We start from the raw sequence: 23532 nt of genomic DNA, 5'->3' as shown, positions 1-23532 counted from the left end.
AATGATTCTTTAATGATTCATTCATTTTTTTGTTGCTTATCGAACGAATTGTCTAATCTGTTTTTGGACTTTCACACTTTTCTCAGGCACATGTCCCCATTTTTCTGTTCATCCTGCATATATTATGAAAAAGCCAAAAGGAGATTGAATATGAAAGTAATAGTTTCAGGGGGGGCGGGCTTCATAGGCTCTCATCTTGTTGATGCACTTATAGACAGAGGTATTGAGGTTCATATTATAGATAACTTGCTGTCTGGGCGGAAGGAAAATATCAATCCACAAGCACAATTACACGTCGTTGATATATGTAGCGAGGAAGCAAGTAAAGTAATTATGAATATCAGACCAGATGCATTTTATCACTTAGCTGCACAAGCCGATGTGGGAAAATCTGTACAATACCCTAAGTATGATGGAAATATAAATATTATCGGCACTCTTAATGTACTAGAGGCTTGTCGTAGGGCAAAAGTGGGGAAATTTATATTTGCCAGCACCTCCGCTGTATACGGAAACTTAAATAATGAAATAATTTCAGAAGAAGAAATCACAGTTCCTGCTTCATTTTATGGTTTGTCCAAGTTAACTGCTGAGTCTTACATAAGGCTTTTCTACGAGCTCTATAGACAATCGTATACAATTTTAAGGTATGCCAATGTATACGGTCCGAGGCAACTTCCTAAAGGAGAAGGTGGGGTTGTTTCTGTATTTTTAGATCGACTTCAAAAAGGTGGACCTATCAATGTACATGGCGATGGACAGCAAACGAGAGACTTTATCTATGTAAAGGACATTGTTGCCGCAAATATTGCGGCATTGGAGTTAGGTGATCAAGAAACAATCCAGGTAAGTACCTCACAAAAGACTTCCATAAACGATATATTATCCTTATTAACAGAGATTCATGGAATATCCATTCAACGAGAGTTTACCGCACCGAGGGAAGGGGATATTAAACATAGTTGCTTGTGCAATGATAAAGCTAGAAATCTATTAAACTGGAATCCGTCATATACAATCGAGGATGGATTAAGAGAAACGTATACATTTAATAAGCAATTAGAAAGAGAAATTTCTAGTGCATATTTTGAGAACGAGCTAATGGGATGACCAACCAGACGAAGTTATTAATAACAGGGGCCACAGGTTTTACAGGTATTCATGCCTGTCATCATTTTCAACAAGCTGGCTACGAAGTAATTGGAGTTTCTAGAAAGCCATTTACTTTAGAAGGTAGTCAAATGCAAATCGAACCATGTGATCTAACAAATAAAAATGAAATAATGGACTTGATAAAAAAGCACAATCCAGACAGAGTCCTCCATTTGGCAGGGCAAAACCATGTACCCTCATCCTGGACAAATCCAATCGCTTCTTTAGAAGTAAATACAATGTCCACAGCTTATTTACTGGAAGCGATTAGACACGAAATTCCTGAATGTAGGGTTGTAGTCGTAGGGTCTACTCTTCAATTTGATATAAATGATATTACAACTTTAGAACATCCATATAGCTTAAGTAAAACATTACAAACACTAGTAGCAAGGTCTTGGCAGTTATTATATGAAATGGATATCGTCATTGCGAATCCGTCAAATTTAATAGGTCCAGGAAAATCAAACGGGGTTTGCTCTATTTTAGCTAAAAAGGTTGCAGAAATGGAATTACTAGGGGCAGAAAAAGTTCTCAAGATAAACAATTTGTTGGCCCAACGCGATTTTCTAGATGTGCGTGATGCAGTTAGTGGATATGAAATTATTTTTAATAAAAGTCAATCTGGTAGTATGCATAATATAACCTCGGGACTGCCAAGATACCTAAAAGAAATTACTAGTAGTTTGCAGGCCATTTCTAGTGTTGAGTTCACAGTGGAGTCTATTGAAGATAAATTAGAAGAAAAAGAGATTATGCATTCTTCTAATCTTATAGTAGAAAATATGTCATCTTTTATCCCCTTCGATAAATCAATGGAAGATATTCTAAATTACCAGCGTAAATCGCTAGCATAGATGATAAAATCTATAAGTGCAGATAATGTTGTTGAATGCTCATGAGCTAATATGATTCATGAGCATTGCTTTGTTACATATAGATTCAGAAGGGCCTAAATCTATTAGACCTTAATAGGGATTTGTTTCCCGGGAAATAATTTAGTCGAGTTATGTAGTAATTTTCACAGGAGGAATAAACATGGCTAACTATACATACGAACAACCGGTTAATATTGCAAAGAATCCGAAAACCCCTGTTTACAATGAAAGAGGAGAAGTTGTTTTTATATTTCAACGATATTATTCTAATGGTTTAAAAAAACGGTTAGATAAAATAATGGATTACCGTTACTTTCTTATCTATAACGTTTACGATAGTAACGAGAATTTAATTTGCATGTGTAAAAAACTATCTCGAAAAGGTAGGGTTTATTTTGAGGTTTATGACTATATTAACGAGAATAAATACTTAGTTGCTTATGATAAATGGAAAGAGCTCGTTCCAGACTTACTAATATCAGATGGTAATGTACAGATAAAATTGGATAAGGAAATGGAAGACTGGTCTAAGTTTATCTATAATGATAGTGAGATCGCGAAGTGGAAGGCAGAGCTTAATGATTTATTTAAAATTCAGCTTGAAGTGAATGATAACTCCCCTGTAAATAATGTCGGATTTTTTATCGCGATTAGTCAGTGTGTATTGTTTATAGGTTCTTAAATAAAAGTGTGTGGAATTTTCTGATGGAAAATTTCATACACTTTTTTGTAATGCATATTATTTTACATCGTACACGATATAGTTTAATCTGATAATTAGATGGAACGCAATACAAACTAGAGGAGGAAAGAATATGAAAACATTATACGAAACAACTATTGTAAATACTGGTGGACGACAAGGTGAGGTACATTCATTAGATAATATATTTTATTTGGACATTGCTAAACCACAAGCTTTAGGCGGGGAAGCGACTACAGCATCAAATCCAGAACAACTTTTTGCTGCGGGATACAGTTCTTGCTTTAACAGTGCTTTAGAGCTTGTGTTAGAACAGGATAAAGTAAAAGTAGAAAAAAGTGAAGTTACTGCTACTATTTCATTGATCGCGGACAAAGAAAACGGCGGAGTGAAATTAGCTGCGAAGCTAGAAGTAGAGATTTTTGGGTTAGACGATCATGAGTTGAAAGAAAAGTATGTGAAAAAAGCGCATGATTACTGCCCATATTCAAAAGCAGTAAAAAATTCTATTGATGTAGAAATAATCGTAAAATAATAATTTAGGTGTGATTTTCATGAACAATCCTTCCAAGTTGGAACAGCAGCTATGCTTCGAGGTTTATAAAGCATCTAGTAACTTTTCTAAATTGTATGCACGAACTTTGGAGCCATTCCATTTAACATTCTCTCAATATCTAGTATTGCTCACGTTATGGGAACAGAATAACTTGTTAGTGAAGGATATCGGAAATCAATTAGGTCTAGGAATTGGAACCTTAAATCCAATTATTAACCGAATGATTGCAAATGGATGGCTTAACAAAGAGCAGTCTGACAAGGATAAACGAGCATTCGTCATTTCATTGACAGAAAAGGCATTAGAGCAAGAAAAACCAATCGAACGGGCAATTATTAGTAAAATTACTAGCTGCAATTATTTAGATATTAACGCCAAGACTTTAATGACTAACCTTAAAGAGTTAAATGCATTTCTAAATCAACTTAAGGAGTGAGTAATTTGAGTATCTATGATATTAAAGTGAAAAAGTCGGACGGCCAAGAGTACGAATTAAATGAGTATAAGGGAAAACCAATGCTTATCGTAAACACAGCAACTAAATGTGGCTTAAGCGGTCAGTTTGATGGACTTGAAAAAATATATAATGAGTATAAAGAAGAGGGGCTTGTTGTTTTAGGATTCCCGTCGAATCAATTTAAACAAGAGTTAGGTAACGCGGAAGAAGCCGAGCAAGCATGTCGAATGAGCTATGGTGTTACATTTCCAATGCATGAAATGACTAAGTTAAATGGTAAAGAAGCGCACCCGCTATTTCAACATTTAACATCTAATAGTAAAGGGATATTGTCAAAAAGCATCAAATGGAATTTCACTAAATTTCTTGTCGATAAAAATGGTAATATCATAAAAAGATATGCACCAACGGATAGTCCGGAATCGATAAAAGCCGACATTGCAAAAGTAGTTGCTTCAACAAAACAAGACTCCATTTAACTTTTTATGTTTAATCTTGAGAGAAAAAAGGAATAATAGTGAAAAAGATGAAATGGGGAAAACCTATGGGGAGATTAGTAGAGAAAGAACAGATTCTTTTAGCTTACTACGTTTGTAATTTCTTGGAAAAAAACGATAAAAATGCTGACGAATTAGGGGAAGTTTTAACAAAGGCATTAGGAGATAATTTGACTAGTATTCAGGAAGCACTAAACAACAAAGGTTTGCTGAGTGACCATGACCAAATGATTACTAATGAAGGAATATTATATATAGACAATATTTTACACATCCAATCTGATGCTGTAGAGCGAAATAAATTAGCTTATGTAAAGGATAATCTTTTGACATATGAAATAGAGTTATCTGTTCCAGAGATTAAAGAGTATATTCATAAACATATAGGGATTGAATAATAGATAATTGCACGTTTGACTTCCTCAATAGTCAAACGTGCAATTTTTGTATGAAGGATCAGGAGAAATTTAGTATTAAGTCAATAAAACCAATAGGAGAAAATCAGTTTCTATGGTAAGATTCTTCTTATTAAAAATTTCAGGATAAAGAAGGAGTAGCAGTGGTAGTCACTAAAAAGAACAATTTAGGGGAAAAGTTAAGCTTATTTACTTTGACTTGGCCGATATTTTTAGAAGTATTTTTATTTATGTTAATGGGAATAGCCGATACTTTTATGCTCAGTGCACTCTCGGATGATGCAGTATCAGGAGTGGGAGCGGCAAATCAGTATATTCACATAGCAATATTGGTATTAGAAGTTGTCGGTAATGGTGCGGCGATTGTTGTTTCTCAATATCTAGGATCGAAACGTTATGTAGAAGCATCAAAGATATCAGGTTTGGCAGTGACATTAAATTTATGTGTCGGAGTAATCCTGAGTATTGGTTTTGTTCTATTTTCCAAAAAAATGATGGTTGCGATGAATTTGCAAGGCGATGTTTTAGCACACGCAAATCAATATTTGACAATTGTTGGTGGAGCAATTTTTTTACAAGCCATTATTAATGCTCTCGCAGCTATTATTCGTGTACATGGATATACAAAACAGACCATGCTTGTTTCTCTTGGTATGAATGTTTTTCATGTAATAGGAAATTACGCTTTAATTTTCGGAAAATTTGGTTTTCCAGAACTAGGAGTACAAGGTGCGGCTATTTCATCTGTATTAAGTCGTTTTCTAGCTTTGCTTGTCTTTTTCTGGTTGCTTTATCGGGTAATGGAGTACCGTGTGCAAGTGCATTATTATTTCACTCTGTCGAAAGAATATATTGCAAAAATTTTACGGATCGGTCTTCCGTCTGCATTTGAGCAGATTTTGTATCAGGGTTGTCAAATTGTGTTCCTGTACTATGTGACCTATTTAGGAGCCGAATCATTGGCTGCAAGACAATATGCAGTAAATATATCGATGTTCACATACTTGTTTGCAATAGCTATTGGAATGGGAACAGCAATTATCGTCGGGCGACTTGTTGGTGCAAGTGAAAAAGAGGAAGCATATAAGTCCGTCTGGTTTAGTGTGAAATGGGCAGTTATTTTTACAGTAACAATGGTGACGATTGTCATAGTATTACGCTATCCATTAATGGGATTATTCACTGACAATAAAGAAATAATTGAGATAGGTGCATCTGTACTATTATTAAGTTTTCTTTTAGAAACTGGTCGGACGATAAATATAGTCATTATTAATTCTTTACGTGCAGCAGGTGATGCAACTTTTCCTGTATTTGTGGGAGCCTTGTCAATGGTAATGATGAGTTTACCGTTAGGATACTTTTTAATATTTGTACTCGATCTAGGGTTAGTTGGAGTTTGGTTAGCCATAGCAGCAGATGAATGGACCCGCGCTACAATTATGTTCTTTAGATGGAAAAGCAGACGTTGGGAAAAGTTTGCGCTTATACAACCTTCAAAAGGGGAAGACAGACCAAGAGGTAGCTAGATAATTTCCTATCTGGCTCATTCTTGGTCTATTTTTCCATTCAATAAGCTTAGTAGTGTATATTTAAATATAAATATTGTATCAAGAGGTGAATGAACATGGCGAATGAAAATCTATCATTAGTTAAAGCGCTTATGTATGGAATTCCAGAAATGGTCTTTATATTGAGGGTAGAAGAAAAAAAACAATTTATATGCGAGTTTTTAAATACATCTTTGAAAAATAGATTGAACCTAACTCATGAAGCAGTTGGAAAATCGTTACATGGCATTCTCTCTGAAGAACCTGCAAACAAGCTACAAAAGGAATGTATGGAAGTGATCAAGAAGAAGAAAATTCACTTGTTTGAGGAATATATTAAGATTAAAACGGGTGATAGAATTTATGTTGAGATAACTTTAACACCAATTCTAAACGAGGATGAAGTATGTACGCATATCGTGGCTCTAGCAAAGGACATAACAACTGAGAGATTAATAGAAATCGAAAAGATGAAAAGTCAAAGTCAGTTGGCAGCAACAGAATCCGAATATAGATCTCTCTATGACCATAATCCCGATGCTATATTTAAAATTGATTTGGAAGGATATATAACTAGTGGAAATCGTGCACTGGAACAATTGAGTGGTTATACAGTGAACGAACTTATTGGAGAATTTTTTATCGACTTTGTAGAAACAAAAGACAAAGAAGAAGCGAAAAAATGTCTTGCTCAAGCATTAAACGGTGAACTGAGGGACTATCGGTTAAACTTTTTAGGCAAATCGGGAACTTTAATGGGCTGCTTAGTAAAACTAACTCCAATTATATTAGACGGACGGCAAACGGGCATTTTCGTCGGAGTAAAAGATATGAGAGAGTTAGACAAGCTTGCAAGCAAATATATTGATAGTGAAGAAAAGTTTCGTATTATAGCAGAAAATGTACAAGACGTTATTATTTTATTGAACGATAAGCAAGAGTATTTATATGTCTCACCTTCTGGCAAAGAAATATTTGAATATGACCAACAAATTGGGGAAAAGCATCCGTTTTTGAATATACATCCAGGTGATGTAGTGCTTTTAGAAGACCGTTTTCAACAAGCTATTAAAGACAAGAAATCTTACAAAGTTGAGCTAAAAGCGATGCATGTAAATAAGGGGTGGATATGGACTGAACTAAATGGTACCCCGGTATTTGATGACAGTGGCAAGTTTAAATACATGCTACTAATTACTCGTGATATTTCGTTGCAAAAAGAGAATGTAGACCAATTAGAGTATTATGCCTACCATGATTCTTTAACAGGATTACCAAACAGGCGTTATTTTACAAATCGCCTTCAGGAAATTTTAGAGCAAGAAGAAAAAACGGGTGAAGGCTTTGCGGTAATCCTTCTAGACATTGATGACTTTAAACAAATCAACGATAACTTTGGACATGAAACAGGAGACGATGTTATTCAAGAGTTTGGTAGCAGGTTAAGGGAAGTCATAGATTCCGAAGATTTTGTAGCGAGATTAGGGGGAGATGAATTTATCGCCTTAATCGCCAATATCCACGAGGAAGGTCAAATCTTGGAAAAGGTAGAAAATATTCAGCAAGCTATCCAGGCTTCTTGGTCAATCAATGATTATGCATTGAATATCTCTGCAAGTATTGGTATTGCATTTTCTTCTATAAGTGGTTCTACAGCTACATCCGTTTTTAAAGAAGCGGATAAGGCTATGTATGATGCTAAAAATTCCGGTAAAAATTTAGTTCGTTTTAATCATCCCAATTAAAAAGCAATCTCAAGTCGTGAAATGACTAGAGATTGCTTTTTTATTTTTTAGATCTAGAAACGAAGATATTCAGCAAATTGAAAGTACCTTTAACTTCTTTAATTGTTCAACTGCTAATTTCAGTATATTAATATCTTGTACTAGTGCAATGCGAACATAACCAGCACCAGCGGATCCAAAAACAGTGCCTGGTACCATTACAACACCAGTTTGATCGATTACTTCAAATACAAAATCCTTGTCATTCATTTCATAGGGATATTTTGCCCAAACGAACATCCCTCCAGTTGAAGGTGCAACTTTCCAACCCAGATCAGTTAAAGCCTGGGTTAGGAAATGGTATCTCTCGGAAAATATCTTACGTAGTCGATCTGTTATTTCCTCTGCGTGATTTAAGACAACAATTCCAGCTTCTTGAATAGGGCCGTAAATCCCAAAGTCTAAATTCGACTTTAATTGTTTCATAATACTAATCATCTCTTCATTTCCTGCAATATAAGCAATGCGTGTTCCTGCTAGACTAAAGCTCTTCGATAAAGAGTTAATCTCCATACCTACTTCTAGAGCTCCTGGTGTTGAGAGGAAACTGTTCGGTGAATCGCCAGTAAAATAGAATTCTGAATAAGCCGCATCATGCAAAATAATAATATTGTACTTATTAGCAAAAGCTACGACTCTTTCAAAGAAAATCGGATCAGGCATTGCTGGAACCGGATTTCCAGGTAAATTTAATATCATTAGTTTTGCCTTTACCGCAACTTCTTCTGGTATTGCATCTAGATTAGGTAAAAAATTGTTTTCTTCTAATAGCTCCATATAATAGGGTTTAGCACCGGCAAGTTTAATGCCAGCGTCATAGGCTACATATCCAGGGTTTGTCGTAAGAATGATATCTCCTTCATCGCAAAAGGCAATTGGTAGATGAACGAGTCCTTCTTGGGAACCCATTGTTTGAACAATTTGCGTCTCTGGATTTAATATAACATTGGAACGACGCTTATAATAATCTGCAACAGCTTCATTAAAACGTTTAGTTCCGGTAAGTGTATAACCGTATGAATCCGTTGCAAAGCTAAGATCTGATAATACTTTTCTAGCACGTTCATCTGGTGGAAGGTCAGGGCTGCCTAAGCTTAAATCATATAAGTCAAAACCTTGAGCTTGCTTTGCAGCAGCTGCGGCTTTCAAATCTCCAAAAATAGCTTTTTCAAATAACGACATTTTAGTAGATGGTTGAACTTTCAATATAAGCACTCCTAACTCATTAATAAAATTTTATGTTTTATGATATCACAATTTTCAATATAATTGTGAGAAACATGAATGCGATATATTACAAATGGTAAAAAAAGAAGAGTCCCACGATTTGTCACCTCAACCAAAGGTATCAAATTCAAGATAAAAAGGAGTATTGGTTGTGACGGGTGTCACAGCCAATACTCCTAGAAATTCGGTAGTCTTATAGTGGGAATTCCATCCAGATTCGAAAGCGATAGAAAAGGCTTTTCTTTAAAGGATTGCTTGCGATTTTTTAGATGTTTCCTTCAATTTTAGTACACCATCCGTCATTTCATAAACCTTATCGCAATACTCTATTAGACGAGTATCATGCGTCACGACGATTGTAGTTGTTTTATTTTGTGTTGTTTCTTTTTTCAATAATTCCATCACTTCATAAGCCTTCTCCGAATCTAGAGATGCGGTAGGCTCATCTGCGAGGAGAATGGAAGGTTTGCTATATAAGGCTTTAGCAATAGCAACACGTTGACGTTCACCGCCAGATAAATCAGCGGGATATTTTTTGCGTAATTCTTTAATGCCAAGATTATCGTATAACGCATTCAATTCCTCTTTGCTCATATTATCTTTTTTTACATTATCTAATAATTTCATTTGATTATCGACATTTAAAAATGGTACTAGATTAGATGCTTGCAAGATAAAACCTATTTCTTTTAGTCTAATTTTGGAGCGTTGTTTTTCATTTAAATCGGCAAGATCCTTGTTATTTACTAATATTGCTCCACTTGTGGGAGTTTGTAGTCCACCTGCAACTGTTAAAAAGGTACTTTTCCCTGATCCTGAAGGACCAATGACTGCTATTAACTCTCCTGGTTCAGCAGAAAAATTCGTTTCTTTTAAAGCATCTACCTTCATATGTCCACTGCCAAATGATTTTTTTACATTATTAAGTTCTAAAATAGCCAATTCATTAACCTCCTATCGCTTTAAGCGGATCAATTTTTACGATTGTTAACACGGAGAATACAGCTCCAAGAATTGCCACGACTATTAATATTACTCCGTAAATAATCATGGTTGGAATATCAAATGCGACCGGAACAGCACTAGGTAAGAATTCTCCAGAAATTAGAGTTAGAGCAAAGCCAACAACTACACCAATGAAGGCCAATAAGAATGTTTGGGCAATTACCGAACGAGATAAATAGCCGTTGGAAATACCTTGTGCTTTCATAACTCCGAACATACTAATCTTCTGAACTGTTAATACATAAAGGAAGATTGCCACTATAACAGACGAAATCCCAAATAAGAAATAAATCATAAAGTTTAAAGTTAAGGCTTGTTCTGTATAACCGGGAAGGTTTTCTATAAACTCTTCTACTTCAATAACCTCTAAATCTTCATTCGATGTTGAGATGGAAGAGAAGTCGTCACCACGAACAACGATCCCATTTATTTGTGTTTCATTTTCTGCGGCGCCTTCACCGAACTTGACCTTTTGGAAAGTAGTTACATCCCCGTAAAGGACTGGAGCGGCATTGAAACGTGCGCTATCTGTAAATCCTACAATGGTTAACTTTTCATCAGTAGAGGATAGTTCAAGTTCATCACCCAGTTTAAATCCGTCCTCTTTAAGCGTATCGCTAGCAATCACTTCGTTGTCGCCTGCAAACTTTTCACCCTCTGTTACTTTGGGCATTATAAATTCTTCCGAATCAATACCGAAAAGAGCGATATTTTGTTTTGCATCGCCATTTCTAGCGATTGAATTTAACTGTCCAAGAGTGGCAGTGTCATTGTCCTTAATGTTATCCGCTTCTTCGGTAGTTAGAGAAGATTGAGGTAAACTTTTATCGGACTCCTCGGTTAATACGATTGCCGTAGCATCCCATTTGTCTACGGCTTCTCTATTTAGACTAGCTAAGCCTGTTGCTAAACCAGATAAGAAAAATACTAAATAGGATACTAGCATTAATACTCCAACGATTAATGCAAATCGAAGTTTGTTCTTTTTAATTTCATTCCACGCTAAAAACATACTTTGTCACATCCTGTAGGTTAATTTGATAAATGAATCATAACATATTAATTTAATTTTGTCTAACCTTTGTATAATCTTTTTTAGTTAAATAAAAAAGCAGATAATGCCTCTGCACACGAGGTTATCTGCTCCAGTACCTGCTTGACAATAAAATACCCAGAATAGAACCATACAAAACATGTCCTACCATCCAATAAATAAAAGATGGAAGGCTACTGATGGGTGGAGTTCTTTCCGATAAAATAGTAGTTGGAAAGTATAAACCTCCAATGATAAAACTAACAAAGACGCAGAGGGCAATAATTGTAATAGCAGATATCGTTGGAAGTTGCCGTATTATCAATATTAAAACAATAGAAAGTACTACAGAAACAATCAAATGAAATATAACTTCGACTACTTCGGGGAACTTAAACTCATTTAAAATAGGTATGTAGTCAATGTTTAATAGTAAGGTATAAATCTTATAACCCGTCATAAATTGAATTACTTTTAAAAATAAGGTTAATACTAAGCCTGCAATCATTCCGTATATAGCAGCTCTTAGGAAGAATTTATTGTGAGTGTGTAAATTCATTACAGTTCACGCCCTTGTAAAATAGTTTATTATTCTATTCGTCAAATCATTGTATAGTGTTTGTCTATTGTGTGTTATACTATTTTTTATTATAATGTAGCATATATACATTATTAATGGATACAAATTAATGGCAAGAGAGGGGGTAACATTTGTGAGCCAAACAGGGATGACTGGAATATATACGATCCAACAAGTTTCTAATGTCACGGGTTTGTCTAAACAAGTTATCCGTAAGTGGGAAGAGCGTTATGAATTTATACAACCTGAACGATTAGAAAATGGATATAGAGTATATAGCGAAAAGGATGTAAATGCATTATTACGAGTTAAGCTTCTCTCAGAAAAAGGCTACTCTATCAAGCAAGCTGTGGATATGTTAGAAAAAGAACCGGAGCAAACAGAGTCACTCTTCTTAGAGGAACCATCTGACTATAAAAAATTTAATGATTATGTGATTCAGTTACTGGAAAAAGGTACTTATTGTGATGAAGTCGAGATAAACCTAATACTGCAACAGGCTTATCATCATTTAGGATTAGAGTTATTCATTAGTAAGGTCATTATTCCTTTTTTACAAGAAGTAGGGGATAGATGGGAAAGAGATGAGTGGGACGAATACCAAGAGGCAGTTTCTAGTATGAGTGTACGTGATTATTTGATACAAATTAGAAAAACGTTTCAATTAAGAGATGATGCACCTTTAGTTATTGGTGCATGCTTACCGGATGAGCATCATGAGCTGCCTATGCATATAGTATTGCTTCAGTTCATGCTAAGAGGTTGGAAAACTGTATTAGTTGGTGCTTCACCAGCGCCAGGTGCAATAGAGTCATTAGTCCAAAAGTTAAAGCCTAAATTAGTGTTACTATCTGCTTCAACTACTTTGCCATTTGAAAAAGATCCTAAGTTAATCCGAAGGCTCGATCATTTTGCAAGTGAACAGGAACATATTACCTTCTATTTAGGGGGAATGGGTTCTCATATGTATTTAAAAGAAAAAAAATTAAAATCTATTCACTTAAGTGAAGATTTGGAAGAAATTCTAAAGAAATAATAAACGTTACTAACTCCTCAGAAGAGAGTTAGTGACGTTTTTTTGTATTTAGTACCATGGGACAATTGATGATGTGGTGGAATATAGGGAATTTAATAGAGCATTATCGTGGTGGATTAATGTTTAGAAATTTATAAACTTGTATATCCTTTTGTAAGCAGTTACTAGTAAGATCATTATCTTGGAGGAGTCAGTGAAAATGACAGAAAAACCAAAAAACTATTCAAGAAGAGACTTTCTTAAGACTACAGGAATTGCAACTGGTGCATTAATAGGTGGCGGGTTAATAGGTGGGTTAGTTGGGTTAAATGTCGATAAGGATGATCAGCATGTATCTGATACAGGCAATACCAATCATGAAATGGGCACTAATGGGGGATTTCAGTTCTTTCAAAATCAAAGAGAATTTAATGTAATCTCGAATGCAACGGAACGTATCTTTCCAAAGGATGATATAGGGCCGGGTGCAATAGATTTAGGGGTCCCTTATTTTATTGATCGTCAGCTGGCGGGACAATATGGAAGTAATACGAAAGAATACATGCAAGGACCGTTTGCTGTAGGTGCTAAAACTCAAGGTTATCAGAGTCGATTGACAAGAGCGTCTATTTTTAGACAGGGAATTGCCGTATTGGATGAAGAAGCAAACAAACGATTTGAAAAAGGGTTTTCCAGTATAGAAGCTGAGCAAATGGATGAAATATTAACAGCTTTTCAAAATGATGAAATTCCCATGACAGGAGTTACTTCCGCATTTTTCTTCCGTCTACTTCGCACGGCGACATTGGAGGGTGCTTATGCAGATCCAATGTATGGTGGAAATCGAAATATGGATGGCTGGAAGATGAAAGAGTTTCCTGGTCACCAAATGTCCTATATTAACGTAATTGATAAGGAAAAGTTCCAAAAAATTGCACCACAACCACTTGGTGGAATGTAAAGGAAAGTAGAGGGATAAAATTTATGGCTACAACATTAACAAAAGTTGACGTGGTTGTCGTTGGTTTGGGTTGGACCGGAGGAATCATCGCAGCTGAATGTGCAAAAGCCGGTTTGAAGGTAATTGGTTTAGAAAGAGGAAGAAAACGCGGTACAGAAGACTTTCAGCAAATACATGACGAATATAGATATGCCGTTCGTTACGAGCTAATGCAGGACGTAGCAAAAGAGACCATTACTATTCGCAATAACCGTAAGATGCCAGCGTTGCCGATGAGGCAGATGAGCTCATTCCTACTCGGTGATGGGTTAGGTGGTTCGGGAACACATTGGAATGGTCATACATGGAGGTTCTATCCATATGATTTTCAAATTAAAACAATGACAGATGAAAAATATGGTCCAAACAAATTGTCTAGTGATTATTTGCTTCAAGATTGGGGCGTTACTTATGATGAAATGGAACCTTATTTTTATAAATATGATCAGACCGCTGGAATCTCAGGAGAAGATAAAAATCCTTTTTGGGGGAAGAGAGCGCAGGATTTCCCTACCCCTCCTATGAAAAGAACGCCTATTTTGAAAAAGTTTGAAGGGGCAACCCAATCACTAGGGTATTCTCCGTTTATGCTCCCATCAGCTAATTTATCAGAAGCTTACACAAACCCCGATGGAGAAGTCATAAATGCTTGTCAATACTGTGGTTTTTGTGAACGATTTGGCTGTGAATATGGAGCAAAAACATCGCCGGAAATAACCGTTATTCCGACCGCAATCAAAACCGGTAATTTTGAGACAAAATTTCATGCAAATGTTGTAGAGGTCATAAAAAGCGGAAATAAGGTTACCGGTGTAAGGTATTTGGACACGGAGTCTGGAGAAGAGTTTATCCAAGAAGCTGAAGTAGTTGTTCTAGCAAGTTACGTTATGAATAACGCTAAGTTGCTCATGGTATCTAATATTGGTCAACAATATGACCCGGAAACTGGTAAGGGAACGCTTGGTAAAAATTATTGTTATCAAATATTACCCGGTGCAAATGGATACTTTGAAGAACAAATGAACACCTTTATGGGGGCTGGTGCCCTTGGAATGACAATTGATGACTTTAACGCAGATAATTTTGATCATAGCGACTTAGATTTTATACATGGTGGTAGTATTTCCATAACGCAAACTGGATATAGACCTATTGAAACAAATCCAATACAACAAGGGACACCAACTTGGGGAGCAGAGTTCAAGAAAAATTCTATCTACAATTACACACGGTCTTTATCCATCGGAACTCAGGGTGCATCGATGCCCCATAAGGAGAACTATCTATCCCTAGACACTAAATATAAGGATGTCTATGGTCTTCCACTCTTACAAATGACCTATAATTTTACAGATCAGGATAGAGCATTGCATAAGTTTATTACAGAAAAAACTGTAAATATCATGAAGGAAATGGGAGCAAAAACGGTAGAAGGAAAAGCACCTATAACTGATTATGATATTGTAGGTTATCAGACGACTCATAATACGGGTGGGACTATTATGGGAGCAAGTCCAGAAAATAGTGTAGTAAATCCATTTTTACAACATTGGGATGCAGAAAACTTGTTTGTAGTAGGAGCTGGGAACTTTCCGCATAATGGGGGTTACAATCCTACAGGAACAGTTGCAGCTCTGGCTTATAGAAGTGCAGAAGGAATTATTAAATATAGTAAATCGGGTGGCTCGCTCGTATAGTATGTAATATCAGACCCCATTCATATAAAGAAACCAACTATTTTTTCTGGGATAGTTGGTTTTTTGATGTGTAATTAAGTCCAAAAACACAAAATGATTTAATACAAAAAGAAGGATTTATGTTATTATTAAAATAATAACCAGGTACTAATAACAGGTATAATATACTAAGATAATAATTTGGAGGTATTTATGAGAGACTTAATTCAACTAAAAGACAAAAATATTGTTGTTATGGGCGTGGCCAATGAACGTAGTATTGCATGGGGAGTGGCGAAGTCATTATTTGAAGTGGGTGCAAATGTTATATTTACTTACCGTAAAGAACGTTCCCTTGGAAAAATTGAAAAGTTACTGAAGGATAATAATTTAGAGGCAAAACTAGTAGTAGAGTGTGATGTAAATAGCGATGATAGTATTAAATCTGCGTTCGGGCAAATTGGATCAGAGGTTGGAGTGATCCATGGTGTAGTACATTCTGTTGCATTTGCGCACGCAGAAGATTTAAAAGGGGACTTTTTACAAACTTCAAGAGAAGGCTATGCTTTCGCACAAGATACAAGTGCGTATTCACTTATTGCTGCAGCGAGAGAAGCAACACCCTTTATGACTGAAGGTGGATCTATCGTAACTATGACATATTTAGGGGCAGAACGAGTACTAGAGGGATACAATGTAATGGGAATCGCAAAAGCATCTCTGGAAGCATCTGTTAAGTACTTGGCATTAGACCTAGGGAAAAACAATGTGCGTATAAATGCTGTTTCAGCAGGAGCGATTAGAACATTAGCGGCAAAAGGGATATCTTCTTTTAATACAATTTTGCACCAAATTGAAGAGAAGGCTCCTTTAAAACGGAATGTCACTCAGCAAGAGGTAGGAGATATGACGGTGGCATTATTAAGTAACTTATCCAGCGGTGTAACAGGCGAAGTCATCTTCGTAGATTCTGGCTACAATATTATGGGCTAATTTGACATTCATAAAAGCGGTGAAAGATGACCTGGTCATTTTTCACCGCTTTTTAATAAGTTCCTATAAATGTACTGTGAACACTGGTTTTATCGAAATTTTAACATAGCAAAACGTTTGTATGAAGTCCTTTATGAACTGGGCCCGATTTTTCTTGTTGTCCTAAATATAAAATGTGTAATCTTCAGGTAACACTCGTTTTAAGAATTTCTTCGTGCGTTCTTCTTTAGGGCTCACGAAAATATCATGAGGAGAACCTTCTTCCACTACTACTCCGCCGTCCATAAAAATAACCCGGTTAGCTACATCCTTTGCGAAGGACATTTCATGGGTCACCACTAACATGGTCGTTCCTTCTTTCGCAATATTTTTCATGACTGTCAGTACTTCGCCAACCAATTCTGGATCTAATGCAGAAGTAGGTTCGTCAAAGAGAATAATATCGGGGTTTAAGGCTACGGCTCGTGCAATTCCAACGCGCTGCTGTTGCCCGCCAGAAAGTTGACTCGGATAGGAATCATATTTGTCTGATAAACCTACTTTGTCTAAAGCTTTTTTCCCAATACCAATTGCATCGGCTTTAGGTACTCTTCGACCGACGATGAGTCCTTCTGTTACGTTTTCTAATGCTGTTTTATTGTTAAATAAATTATAATTCTGAAAAACGAAGGCTGTTTTTTGTCTGATTGTATGTATATCTCTTTTTGAGGCACCGTGCAAGTTGACCTTTAAATCGCCAAAAACAGCCTGACCGCTGTCTGCTTTTTCCAAGAAGTTAATACAGCGTAATAACGTCGTTTTTCCAGAGCCACTAGGACCAAGAATGACTACTACATCTCCTTTATCAATGGATAGGTCGACTCCTTTTAATACCTCATTGTTTCCAAATGATTTATGGATATCATTAATTTTTAACATTCACTCATCCTCCTTATGCACTCGCGTATTTGTATCTGCGTAGTCGTCTTTCATATATTTTGAACCCGTATTCTACAAGGCTGCACAAAATAATATATACAAGGAAAATATCTATATAAGCTTCCACATAGTTATAACCTACGTTTGCCGCTACTTTTGCCTTTAATGTAATTTCCTGTAAGGACATTGCATAGCCAAGTGATGTAGCTTTTATCAAATTCACGGTAGCAGTACAAATATTAGGTAGAGCTACGACTAGCGCTTGAGGAATTACGATACGGCGGTAGGCATGGAAATTTGAAAGGCCAACTGATTGGGCCGCTTCTAGTTGTCCTTTGTTGACCGTACTTAAAGCAGATCTAAATACTTCTATCAATATAGCAGTAGTGCTGAAAGAGAATACGATAAACGCGTACCAAATAGGGTTGATATTGTAGACATTTATATTGATATTATACTTTTCGAAAAATAGGGAAAGTATTAAGGGTACACTTGCATAAACGATGAAAATTTGAATAATGATCGGTGTTCCTCTAACGAAGGAAACATATATTCTGGAGAACCAGTTCAATACAGGTACTTGGTTGATACGTGTTAATGCCAATAAAAAACCTAAAGGTAATGCGATAAGCAAAGCAACAATTGTTACGAGAAGTGTTATTGGGACACCGGATAATGCGATGAAAAATGTATCAATTAAAAACGTATAATTTAAACCTTCCGACATTATTTACACTCCTTAGTTCGTATTAATTGTTTGCTTTCCCTTACTAAAAACCTTTTCAAGCTTTCCAAAAAATTTCTCGATTAGTATAGAGATGACCCAATACACAATAGCAAGAGCGATGAAAATTTCTAATGCATGGGTATTGTAGTTCGCTGCTATGATTAGGTTTGCTTTCCCAACTATATCGATTAGCCCGATGGTATATGCAAGAGACCCTTCTTGAAGTAATGCGATAAGTCCATTTCCAAAGTTAGGAAGTGCGACAACCAATGCTTGCGGAAAAATAATTCGTCTATACGCTTGAAATGGACTTAACCCAACGCTAACGGCGGCTTCAAATTGTCCTTTTTCAATAGATTCGAAGGCAGATCTAATAACTTCCGACATAATCGCAGCGAATTGAAGGGTAAAGGTAATAACTACAAATACTGCTGTATTTAAATCATGTAAATATAACCCGAAGTTGTCTGCTAAGGTAGGAACGCCATAATATACTAAAAATAGTAAGACGATAGATGGAGTGCATCTTAAAATCGTCGTATAAAAATGCGCTGTTTTTTGAGCAATTTTATTCTTTCCAAGTTTCATCACAGCAAGGATTAACCCGAGAAAAGTCCCGAAAATAATGGATAATCCAGCAACCATAAAAGTTACTTTTAAGAACGGAAGCAATGTAGGAAGTGAGCTCCATATGTACGATACATCAAAATATTTTTCCATATTGTGCAATATTCCTCCCTTTTAAATTTGAAAGGCTGCCCAGTATCCAACGCTAGGCAGCCTTGATGGAAATACAAAGTTTATCTTTCTACTTTATCTAACACCTCAAAAAGGTCTCGACCGTAGAACTCTTTACTAAGTTCATTTGTTTTCTTTTCTTCTTGCAACTGTTTAATAGCTTTGTCATACGCATTTGCAAAGTCTTGTTCTTTTTTATTGAATAAAGGCCATGTTTTAATCACTGCAAATTCATTGTAAACAACTTCATCTTTTAGATTATAGTAAGGGCCGCTTTCATCTAATACTTGTTTTTGGAATGGTCCTTCGATTATTACTCCGCCGTCCACGCGACCCTCATTGACCCATTGGACTACATCCACTGTGAAAGCATCTCCGGCATCTAGTTTGACTGGATTATCTGGGTTGGTCTTGTTATATTCGTCAATTACTGTATATTGCGCATTGTTTGCTGCAATAGGAGCTAAAGAGTAGCCAGCAGATGCAAAATCCTCTAATGATTTAATATGCTCATTTTCTTTTTTCAATACGAGACCGGCACTGCTAAGACCTAGGAAATCTTTAGGGAAAATAAACTTCTCGGTGCGTTCCTCTGTCCAAAATGCATTTTTTACACCTACTTGAAACTTACCTTGTTCCACTCCGATTAATAGATCATCGCTTGTCGTTCCTATATATTCAAATTCGTATTCAGGAAGTAGTTCATCTACTAATTTCATAACTTCTACATCGTATCCCGTAGCATTTCCTTTATCATCTAACCAAGAGATAGGCTTAGATGCCATGTCATAGGCAACTTTTACTTTTCGAACATCTCCATCTTCTGAAGTTGTTGAAGCCTTTCCAGAACTACATGCAGCTAAAATTGTCACGGAGGCTAACCCTAATGCAGCCACTTTAAAGTACTTATTCATATTTAATCTCCTCGTTTCACTAATTTTTTATTGTTATCTTCCTCTAACGCAGTTAGTGCAAGTTTTTTTATCGTCATATCATCCATAGGGGGATTATGGAGTCCTGCTCGAACATCGCGGTAATAACGTTGCAAGGGGTTTGTTCTTTGTAAGCTTTTGGCACCAACTAATCGCATCGCTTTGTCGACAATAGTGATTGCTGAATTAGTAACGATATGCTTTGCCACGCTTACTTCGTTGGTTAGAAGTTCTTTTGTAGATTCATTGTCATAAGAGGACGCAACTCCGTAAATGACGAGTCTAGCCTTCGTAAGCTCTAAATCTATTTCACCTAGTAGCTGCTGCACGTTTGGTAGCTGTGCAATAGAGCCATTCAAGCTATTGGGTGAATGGGTATTAGCAAAGTGGACTGCATAGTCTCTTGCAGCCTGGGCAATTCCAAGATAAGTTGCAGGTATATGAAGCAGCCAACCATTGATCTTCCCGCCACTAGCGAATTCAGGAAGCTCTACTAAATTGGATTTATGAACGGTTACATTGCTTAGTACTAAATCATTGCTGCTAGTTCCGCGCATGGAAACTACATCCCACGTTTCCTCAATGGAAAGCCCCTCCGTATCACGAGGTATAAGGAAAAAACCAATTCTTTCTTCTTCCTTAATCCAAGCAGATGTTAAAAAGTAGGATAGTACGGGGGAAGCGGTTGTGAATATTTTACGTCCGTTTAGTACCCAAGAATCTCCCTTTTTAATAGCGGTAGTACCAGGTCTGCCACCTCGTGTTGGACTACCTGTTTGTGCTTCACTGACGGAACGATTTATGAGTGCACCATTTAATACTTCTGTAGCGAAAAAGTCTAATCTTTCCTGTGTCCATAATTTTTTTTCGTATAGTTCGCCTACTACGCCTAAACTCCACCCTACCGATAAGGCAGTATTTGCATCAAAGCTAGCAAGAATTTCCTGTGAAAGAACCATATCGTAGACAGAAAAACCTTTGCCCCCATACGATTCCGGTAGAGTTAGACTTGCATAACCTAGTTTCAATAAATCCTCCACATTTTCTTTTGGGAAAATAGAATTCTCGTCAATATCTGCTGATTTGCTTTTAAATTTGTCTTCTAATTCTTCCAAACGATTAATCCATTGCTGCTGTTTTTCTGTTTTGATGTATAAATTTATCACAGTTGCTATCTCCTTTAATTTAAATTATTCCGATCAGTTAAGTGGGTATTAAGAGGAAATAAAAAACCCATCTCAAAATGAGAAGAGTAAGTGGTTAAATAAATACTTATCTCTCAATTTCTTGCTGGAAGTAGCACCATACCATAGCTTTGGCGGTTGCTGAAGCATCATCGGACCAGTCCCTTCGCTTCTCTTAATAAGTAGTATGTAGTTGTTTAAATAATCTTACTACTTCATCTAGGTGAAGTCAATAGTAATTCATATTGCTTTAATAGGATTTAAATATGTAATTGAATTTATAGGTTTTTTAGAAAGTCATCCTGGGTATTAACAATAGGGAAGAGATAATTAGAGGAGGAATTTGTTTGGATAAGAAAGTAGCTGGAAATAGTAAAAATGAACAATTAGAAGAATTTCGAGTGGACGATCAAGGACAAGCAATGACTACAAATCAAGGACTTAAAGTTTCGGAGGATGAGTTTTCCCTTAAAGCAGGAGAACGAGGCCCTACTTTAATGGAAGACTTCCATTTTCGTGAAAAAATGACTCATTTTGATCATGAACGTATACCAGAAAGAGTAGTACATGCTAGAGGTTATGCGGCTCATGGGGAGTTTGAGGTATATGAATCTGCAAGTGAATTTACAAAAGCGAAGTTCTTGCAAACACCGGGTAAAAAGACTCCTGTATTCGTGAGGTTCTCCACTGTGGCAGGATCACGTGGTTCTGGAGAGTTAGCACGCGATGCTCGTGGCTTTGCAACGAAATTTTATACGGAAGAAGGAAATTATGATTTAGTAGCAAATAATATTCCTGTCTTTTTCATACAAGATGCTATTAAATTTCCAGACCTAGTACATGCTTTAAAACCAGAGCCCCATAATGAAATTCCACAAGCGGCTAGTGCTCATGATACGTTTTGGGATTTTGTTGCCAACAATCAGGAGTCAGCACATATGGTCATGTGGACAATGTCTGATCGTGCCATTCCTCGTAGTTTCCGAATGATGGAAGGGTTCGGTGTAAATACATTCCGTTTCGTTAATGATGCGGGTAAATCCCATTTTGTGAAGTTTCATTGGAAGCCGTTGCTTGGTACCCACTCAGTTGTATGGGATGAAGCGCAAAAGATAAATGGGAAAGATCCAGACTTTCACCGTCGCGACCTATATGAGGCGATTGAGAATGGGGACTATCCAGAGTATGAATTCGGCGTACAACTTATCGCAGAGGAAGATGAGTTTAAATATGACTTTGATATTTTAGACCCTACTAAACTATGGCCTGAGGAAGAAATCCCAGTTAAAATTCTAGGGAAAATGACATTAAATCGCAATGTAGATAATGTATTTGCTGAAACCGAGCAAGTAGCATTCCATCCAGGGAGTGTTGTACCGGGAATTGATTTCTCTAATGATCCTCTACTTCAAGGGCGATTATTCTCATATACAGATACACAATTAATACGTCTTGGAGGACCTAATTTCCATGAGCTTCCGATAAACAGACCAGTTTGCCCATTCCATAACAACCAACGTGACGGATATAGTAGACAATCGATTAATGTAGGAAGAGTGAGCTACCATAAAAACTCTCTTGCTAACAATACTCCAATACCTGTTAGCGAAGCGGAGGGTGGATACACGCATTATGAGGAAAAAATAGATGCGCGTAAAGTTAGAGCGCGAAGTGAGAGTTTCAAGGATCACTTCACTCAGGCTACATTATTCTGGAATAGTATGAGCGATACAGAAAAAGAACATATCATTAATGCATTTAGCTTTGAACTTGGTAAATGTAAGGAACTTACTGTTCGTCAGCAAGTATTAGAGATGTTTGCACAAGTAGATTTGGATCTAGCGAGTAAGGTAGCAGAAAACCTAGGACTAGTAGTGCAAGGTGTAAGTACTGCAACGAATACTAAGTCTTCTCCAGCACTTAGTCAGTTAAATACTATTATGAAACCTCAGACACGAAAAATTGCTGTTTTAGTCGGAGAAGGATTTGAAGAGGATTTACCTGCGATTCTAGCAGACTTAAAAGCAGGCGGAACAATGCCTGAAATAGTGAGTGATCATCATGGATCTGTTGCGGGAGCGGATGGCACGCTGTTACCAGTTGACCATACTTTCTTAACTGCTGATTCTGTATTATTTGATGCAGTATATGTAGCAAGTTCACATGGCAAAACGGCCATGTTTGAAAAAGAGGCTTCGTACTTCATTAAGGAAGCATATGCCCATTTTAAACCGATTGGTGCTACATTTAGTGGAGAGCAATTAGTTGATAATCTGCACTTCACTGGTCAGGCTGGTGTTCTCACTAAAGAAACTGGTAAAGGCTTTGTAGATAGTTTCTTAAATGCTATTGCTGCCCATCGCTTCTGGAATAGAGCAATATAAACAATTATTTTGGGCATGTCCTATTAGGGCATGCCTTTTTTACATAGAATGAGAGAATAAGATAATGAAGAACTTTTAGAAGGAAATAAAAAGAAAAATTTTAAGCGTATAACAAACATAACTATTC

General features: G+C 36.5%; 23 protein-coding genes and 1 riboswitch. Of the genes, 14 read left to right on the top strand and 9 right to left on the bottom strand.

All coding sequences use genetic code 11. From position 1 onward, the window contains the following. The first annotated feature begins 150 nt into the window (after positions 1-150). The 9 genes from MKX39_RS17440 to MKX39_RS17400 all read left to right on the top strand — a co-directional run bounded on the left by MKX39_RS17440 (position 151) and on the right by MKX39_RS17400 (position 7954). Positions 151-1110 (top strand): NAD-dependent epimerase/dehydratase family protein, encoded by a 960-nt coding sequence (locus tag MKX39_RS17440; protein WP_340770746.1) that lies wholly within the window; start codon positions 151-153, stop codon positions 1108-1110. Then, positions 1107-2009 carry an NAD-dependent epimerase/dehydratase family protein gene (locus MKX39_RS17435; protein WP_340770744.1) on the top strand — a complete coding sequence of 301 codons (903 nt, stop codon included), beginning with the start codon at positions 1107-1109 and terminating at the stop codon, positions 2007-2009. The genes MKX39_RS17440 and MKX39_RS17435 overlap by 4 nt, the downstream gene beginning before the upstream one ends. A gap of 181 nt (positions 2010-2190) precedes the next feature. Beyond that, complete coding sequence (locus tag MKX39_RS17430; RefSeq protein ID WP_340770743.1) at positions 2191-2712, top strand: tubby C-terminal domain-like protein; 522 nt, start codon at positions 2191-2193, stop codon at positions 2710-2712. Between the two features lie 133 nt (positions 2713-2845). Continuing rightward, a complete protein-coding gene (locus MKX39_RS17425; protein WP_093537408.1) occupies positions 2846-3268 on the top strand; it encodes an organic hydroperoxide resistance protein in 423 nt (140 codons plus the stop codon). A 19-nt stretch (positions 3269-3287) separates the two neighbouring features. Continuing rightward, on the top strand, positions 3288-3725 hold the full coding sequence (locus MKX39_RS17420) for a MarR family winged helix-turn-helix transcriptional regulator (protein ID WP_093537409.1): 438 nt from the start codon (positions 3288-3290) through the stop codon (positions 3723-3725). A gap of 5 nt (positions 3726-3730) precedes the next feature. Then, positions 3731-4225: a glutathione peroxidase gene (locus tag MKX39_RS17415; RefSeq protein WP_340770742.1), complete on the top strand. Its 495-nt coding sequence runs from the start codon at positions 3731-3733 to the stop codon at positions 4223-4225. A gap of 65 nt (positions 4226-4290) precedes the next feature. Continuing rightward, positions 4291-4641, top strand: a complete 351-nt coding sequence (locus tag MKX39_RS17410) for a hypothetical protein (RefSeq protein WP_340763910.1) — start codon at positions 4291-4293, stop codon at positions 4639-4641. Between the two features lie 161 nt (positions 4642-4802). Then, positions 4803-6188 (top strand): MATE family efflux transporter, encoded by a 1386-nt coding sequence (locus tag MKX39_RS17405; RefSeq protein ID WP_245762704.1) that lies wholly within the window; start codon positions 4803-4805, stop codon positions 6186-6188. 98 nt (positions 6189-6286) lie between these two features. Beyond that, positions 6287-7954, top strand: a complete 1668-nt coding sequence (locus MKX39_RS17400) for a diguanylate cyclase domain-containing protein (RefSeq protein WP_340770740.1) — start codon at positions 6287-6289, stop codon at positions 7952-7954. A gap of 69 nt (positions 7955-8023) precedes the next feature. On the opposite strand, the gene MKX39_RS17395 is transcribed toward MKX39_RS17400, so the two are convergent. From MKX39_RS17395 to MKX39_RS17380, 4 genes are all read right to left on the bottom strand, one after another. Further along, positions 8024-9199 (bottom strand): aminotransferase class I/II-fold pyridoxal phosphate-dependent enzyme, encoded by a 1176-nt coding sequence (locus MKX39_RS17395; RefSeq protein ID WP_340770738.1) that lies wholly within the window; start codon positions 9197-9199, stop codon positions 8024-8026. A gap of 264 nt (positions 9200-9463) precedes the next feature. Further along, positions 9464-10162: an ABC transporter ATP-binding protein gene (locus tag MKX39_RS17390; protein ID WP_093537414.1), complete on the bottom strand. Its 699-nt coding sequence runs from the start codon at positions 10160-10162 to the stop codon at positions 9464-9466. A 4-nt stretch (positions 10163-10166) separates the two neighbouring features. Further along, on the bottom strand, positions 10167-11237 hold the full coding sequence (locus MKX39_RS17385) for an ABC transporter permease (RefSeq protein ID WP_093537415.1): 1071 nt from the start codon (positions 11235-11237) through the stop codon (positions 10167-10169). A gap of 124 nt (positions 11238-11361) precedes the next feature. Next, positions 11362-11817, bottom strand: coding sequence for a hypothetical protein (locus tag MKX39_RS17380; protein WP_340770736.1), 456 nt, complete (start codon positions 11815-11817; stop codon positions 11362-11364). A 154-nt stretch (positions 11818-11971) separates the two neighbouring features. Between MKX39_RS17380 and MKX39_RS17375 the strand changes: the two genes are divergently transcribed. The 4 genes from MKX39_RS17375 (at position 11972) to fabI (ending at position 16522) form a co-directional block, all read left to right on the top strand. Then, positions 11972-12874: a MerR family transcriptional regulator gene (locus MKX39_RS17375; RefSeq protein ID WP_245762705.1), complete on the top strand. Its 903-nt coding sequence runs from the start codon at positions 11972-11974 to the stop codon at positions 12872-12874. Between the two features lie 199 nt (positions 12875-13073). Continuing rightward, positions 13074-13814 carry a gluconate 2-dehydrogenase subunit 3 family protein gene (locus MKX39_RS17370; protein ID WP_093537416.1) on the top strand — a complete coding sequence of 247 codons (741 nt, stop codon included), beginning with the start codon at positions 13074-13076 and terminating at the stop codon, positions 13812-13814. 23 nt (positions 13815-13837) lie between these two features. Next, positions 13838-15550, top strand: coding sequence for a GMC family oxidoreductase (locus tag MKX39_RS17365; protein WP_340770733.1), 1713 nt, complete (start codon positions 13838-13840; stop codon positions 15548-15550). Positions 15551-15742: 192 nt separating this feature from the next. Further along, positions 15743-16522, top strand: a complete 780-nt coding sequence (fabI, locus tag MKX39_RS17360; RefSeq protein WP_093537418.1) for an enoyl-ACP reductase FabI — start codon at positions 15743-15745, stop codon at positions 16520-16522. A 162-nt stretch (positions 16523-16684) separates the two neighbouring features. Here the strand turns inward: fabI and MKX39_RS17355 are convergent, their stop codons facing one another. The 5 genes from MKX39_RS17355 to MKX39_RS17335 form a co-directional block, all read right to left on the bottom strand. After that, positions 16685-17440: an amino acid ABC transporter ATP-binding protein gene (locus MKX39_RS17355; protein WP_340770732.1), complete on the bottom strand. Its 756-nt coding sequence runs from the start codon at positions 17438-17440 to the stop codon at positions 16685-16687. Between the two features lie 13 nt (positions 17441-17453). After that, positions 17454-18167, bottom strand: coding sequence for an amino acid ABC transporter permease (locus tag MKX39_RS17350; RefSeq protein WP_340770729.1), 714 nt, complete (start codon positions 18165-18167; stop codon positions 17454-17456). 12 nt (positions 18168-18179) lie between these two features. Then, a complete protein-coding gene (locus MKX39_RS17345; protein WP_340770727.1) occupies positions 18180-18887 on the bottom strand; it encodes an amino acid ABC transporter permease in 708 nt (235 codons plus the stop codon). A gap of 80 nt (positions 18888-18967) precedes the next feature. Next, positions 18968-19819 (bottom strand): transporter substrate-binding domain-containing protein, encoded by an 852-nt coding sequence (locus MKX39_RS17340; RefSeq protein WP_340770723.1) that lies wholly within the window; start codon positions 19817-19819, stop codon positions 18968-18970. Between the two features lie 2 nt (positions 19820-19821). Next, a complete protein-coding gene (locus MKX39_RS17335) occupies positions 19822-21003 on the bottom strand; it encodes an acyl-CoA dehydrogenase family protein (protein ID WP_340770722.1) in 1182 nt (393 codons plus the stop codon). A gap of 103 nt (positions 21004-21106) precedes the next feature. Continuing rightward, a riboswitch (SAM riboswitch) is annotated at positions 21107-21206 on the bottom strand. Between the two features lie 162 nt (positions 21207-21368). Between MKX39_RS17335 and MKX39_RS17330 the strand changes: the two genes are divergently transcribed. Then, positions 21369-23405, top strand: coding sequence for a catalase (locus tag MKX39_RS17330; RefSeq protein ID WP_340770721.1), 2037 nt, complete (start codon positions 21369-21371; stop codon positions 23403-23405). Positions 23406-23532 lie beyond the last annotated feature (127 nt).

Origin of the sequence: Psychrobacillus sp. FSL K6-1464, from assembly GCF_038003145.1 — a bacterium.
Classification (GTDB): domain Bacteria; phylum Bacillota; class Bacilli; order Bacillales_A; family Planococcaceae; genus Psychrobacillus; species Psychrobacillus psychrotolerans.
The sequence above is the reverse complement of the archived record's forward strand: the minus strand, read 5'-3'. Positions and strand labels throughout refer to the sequence as shown.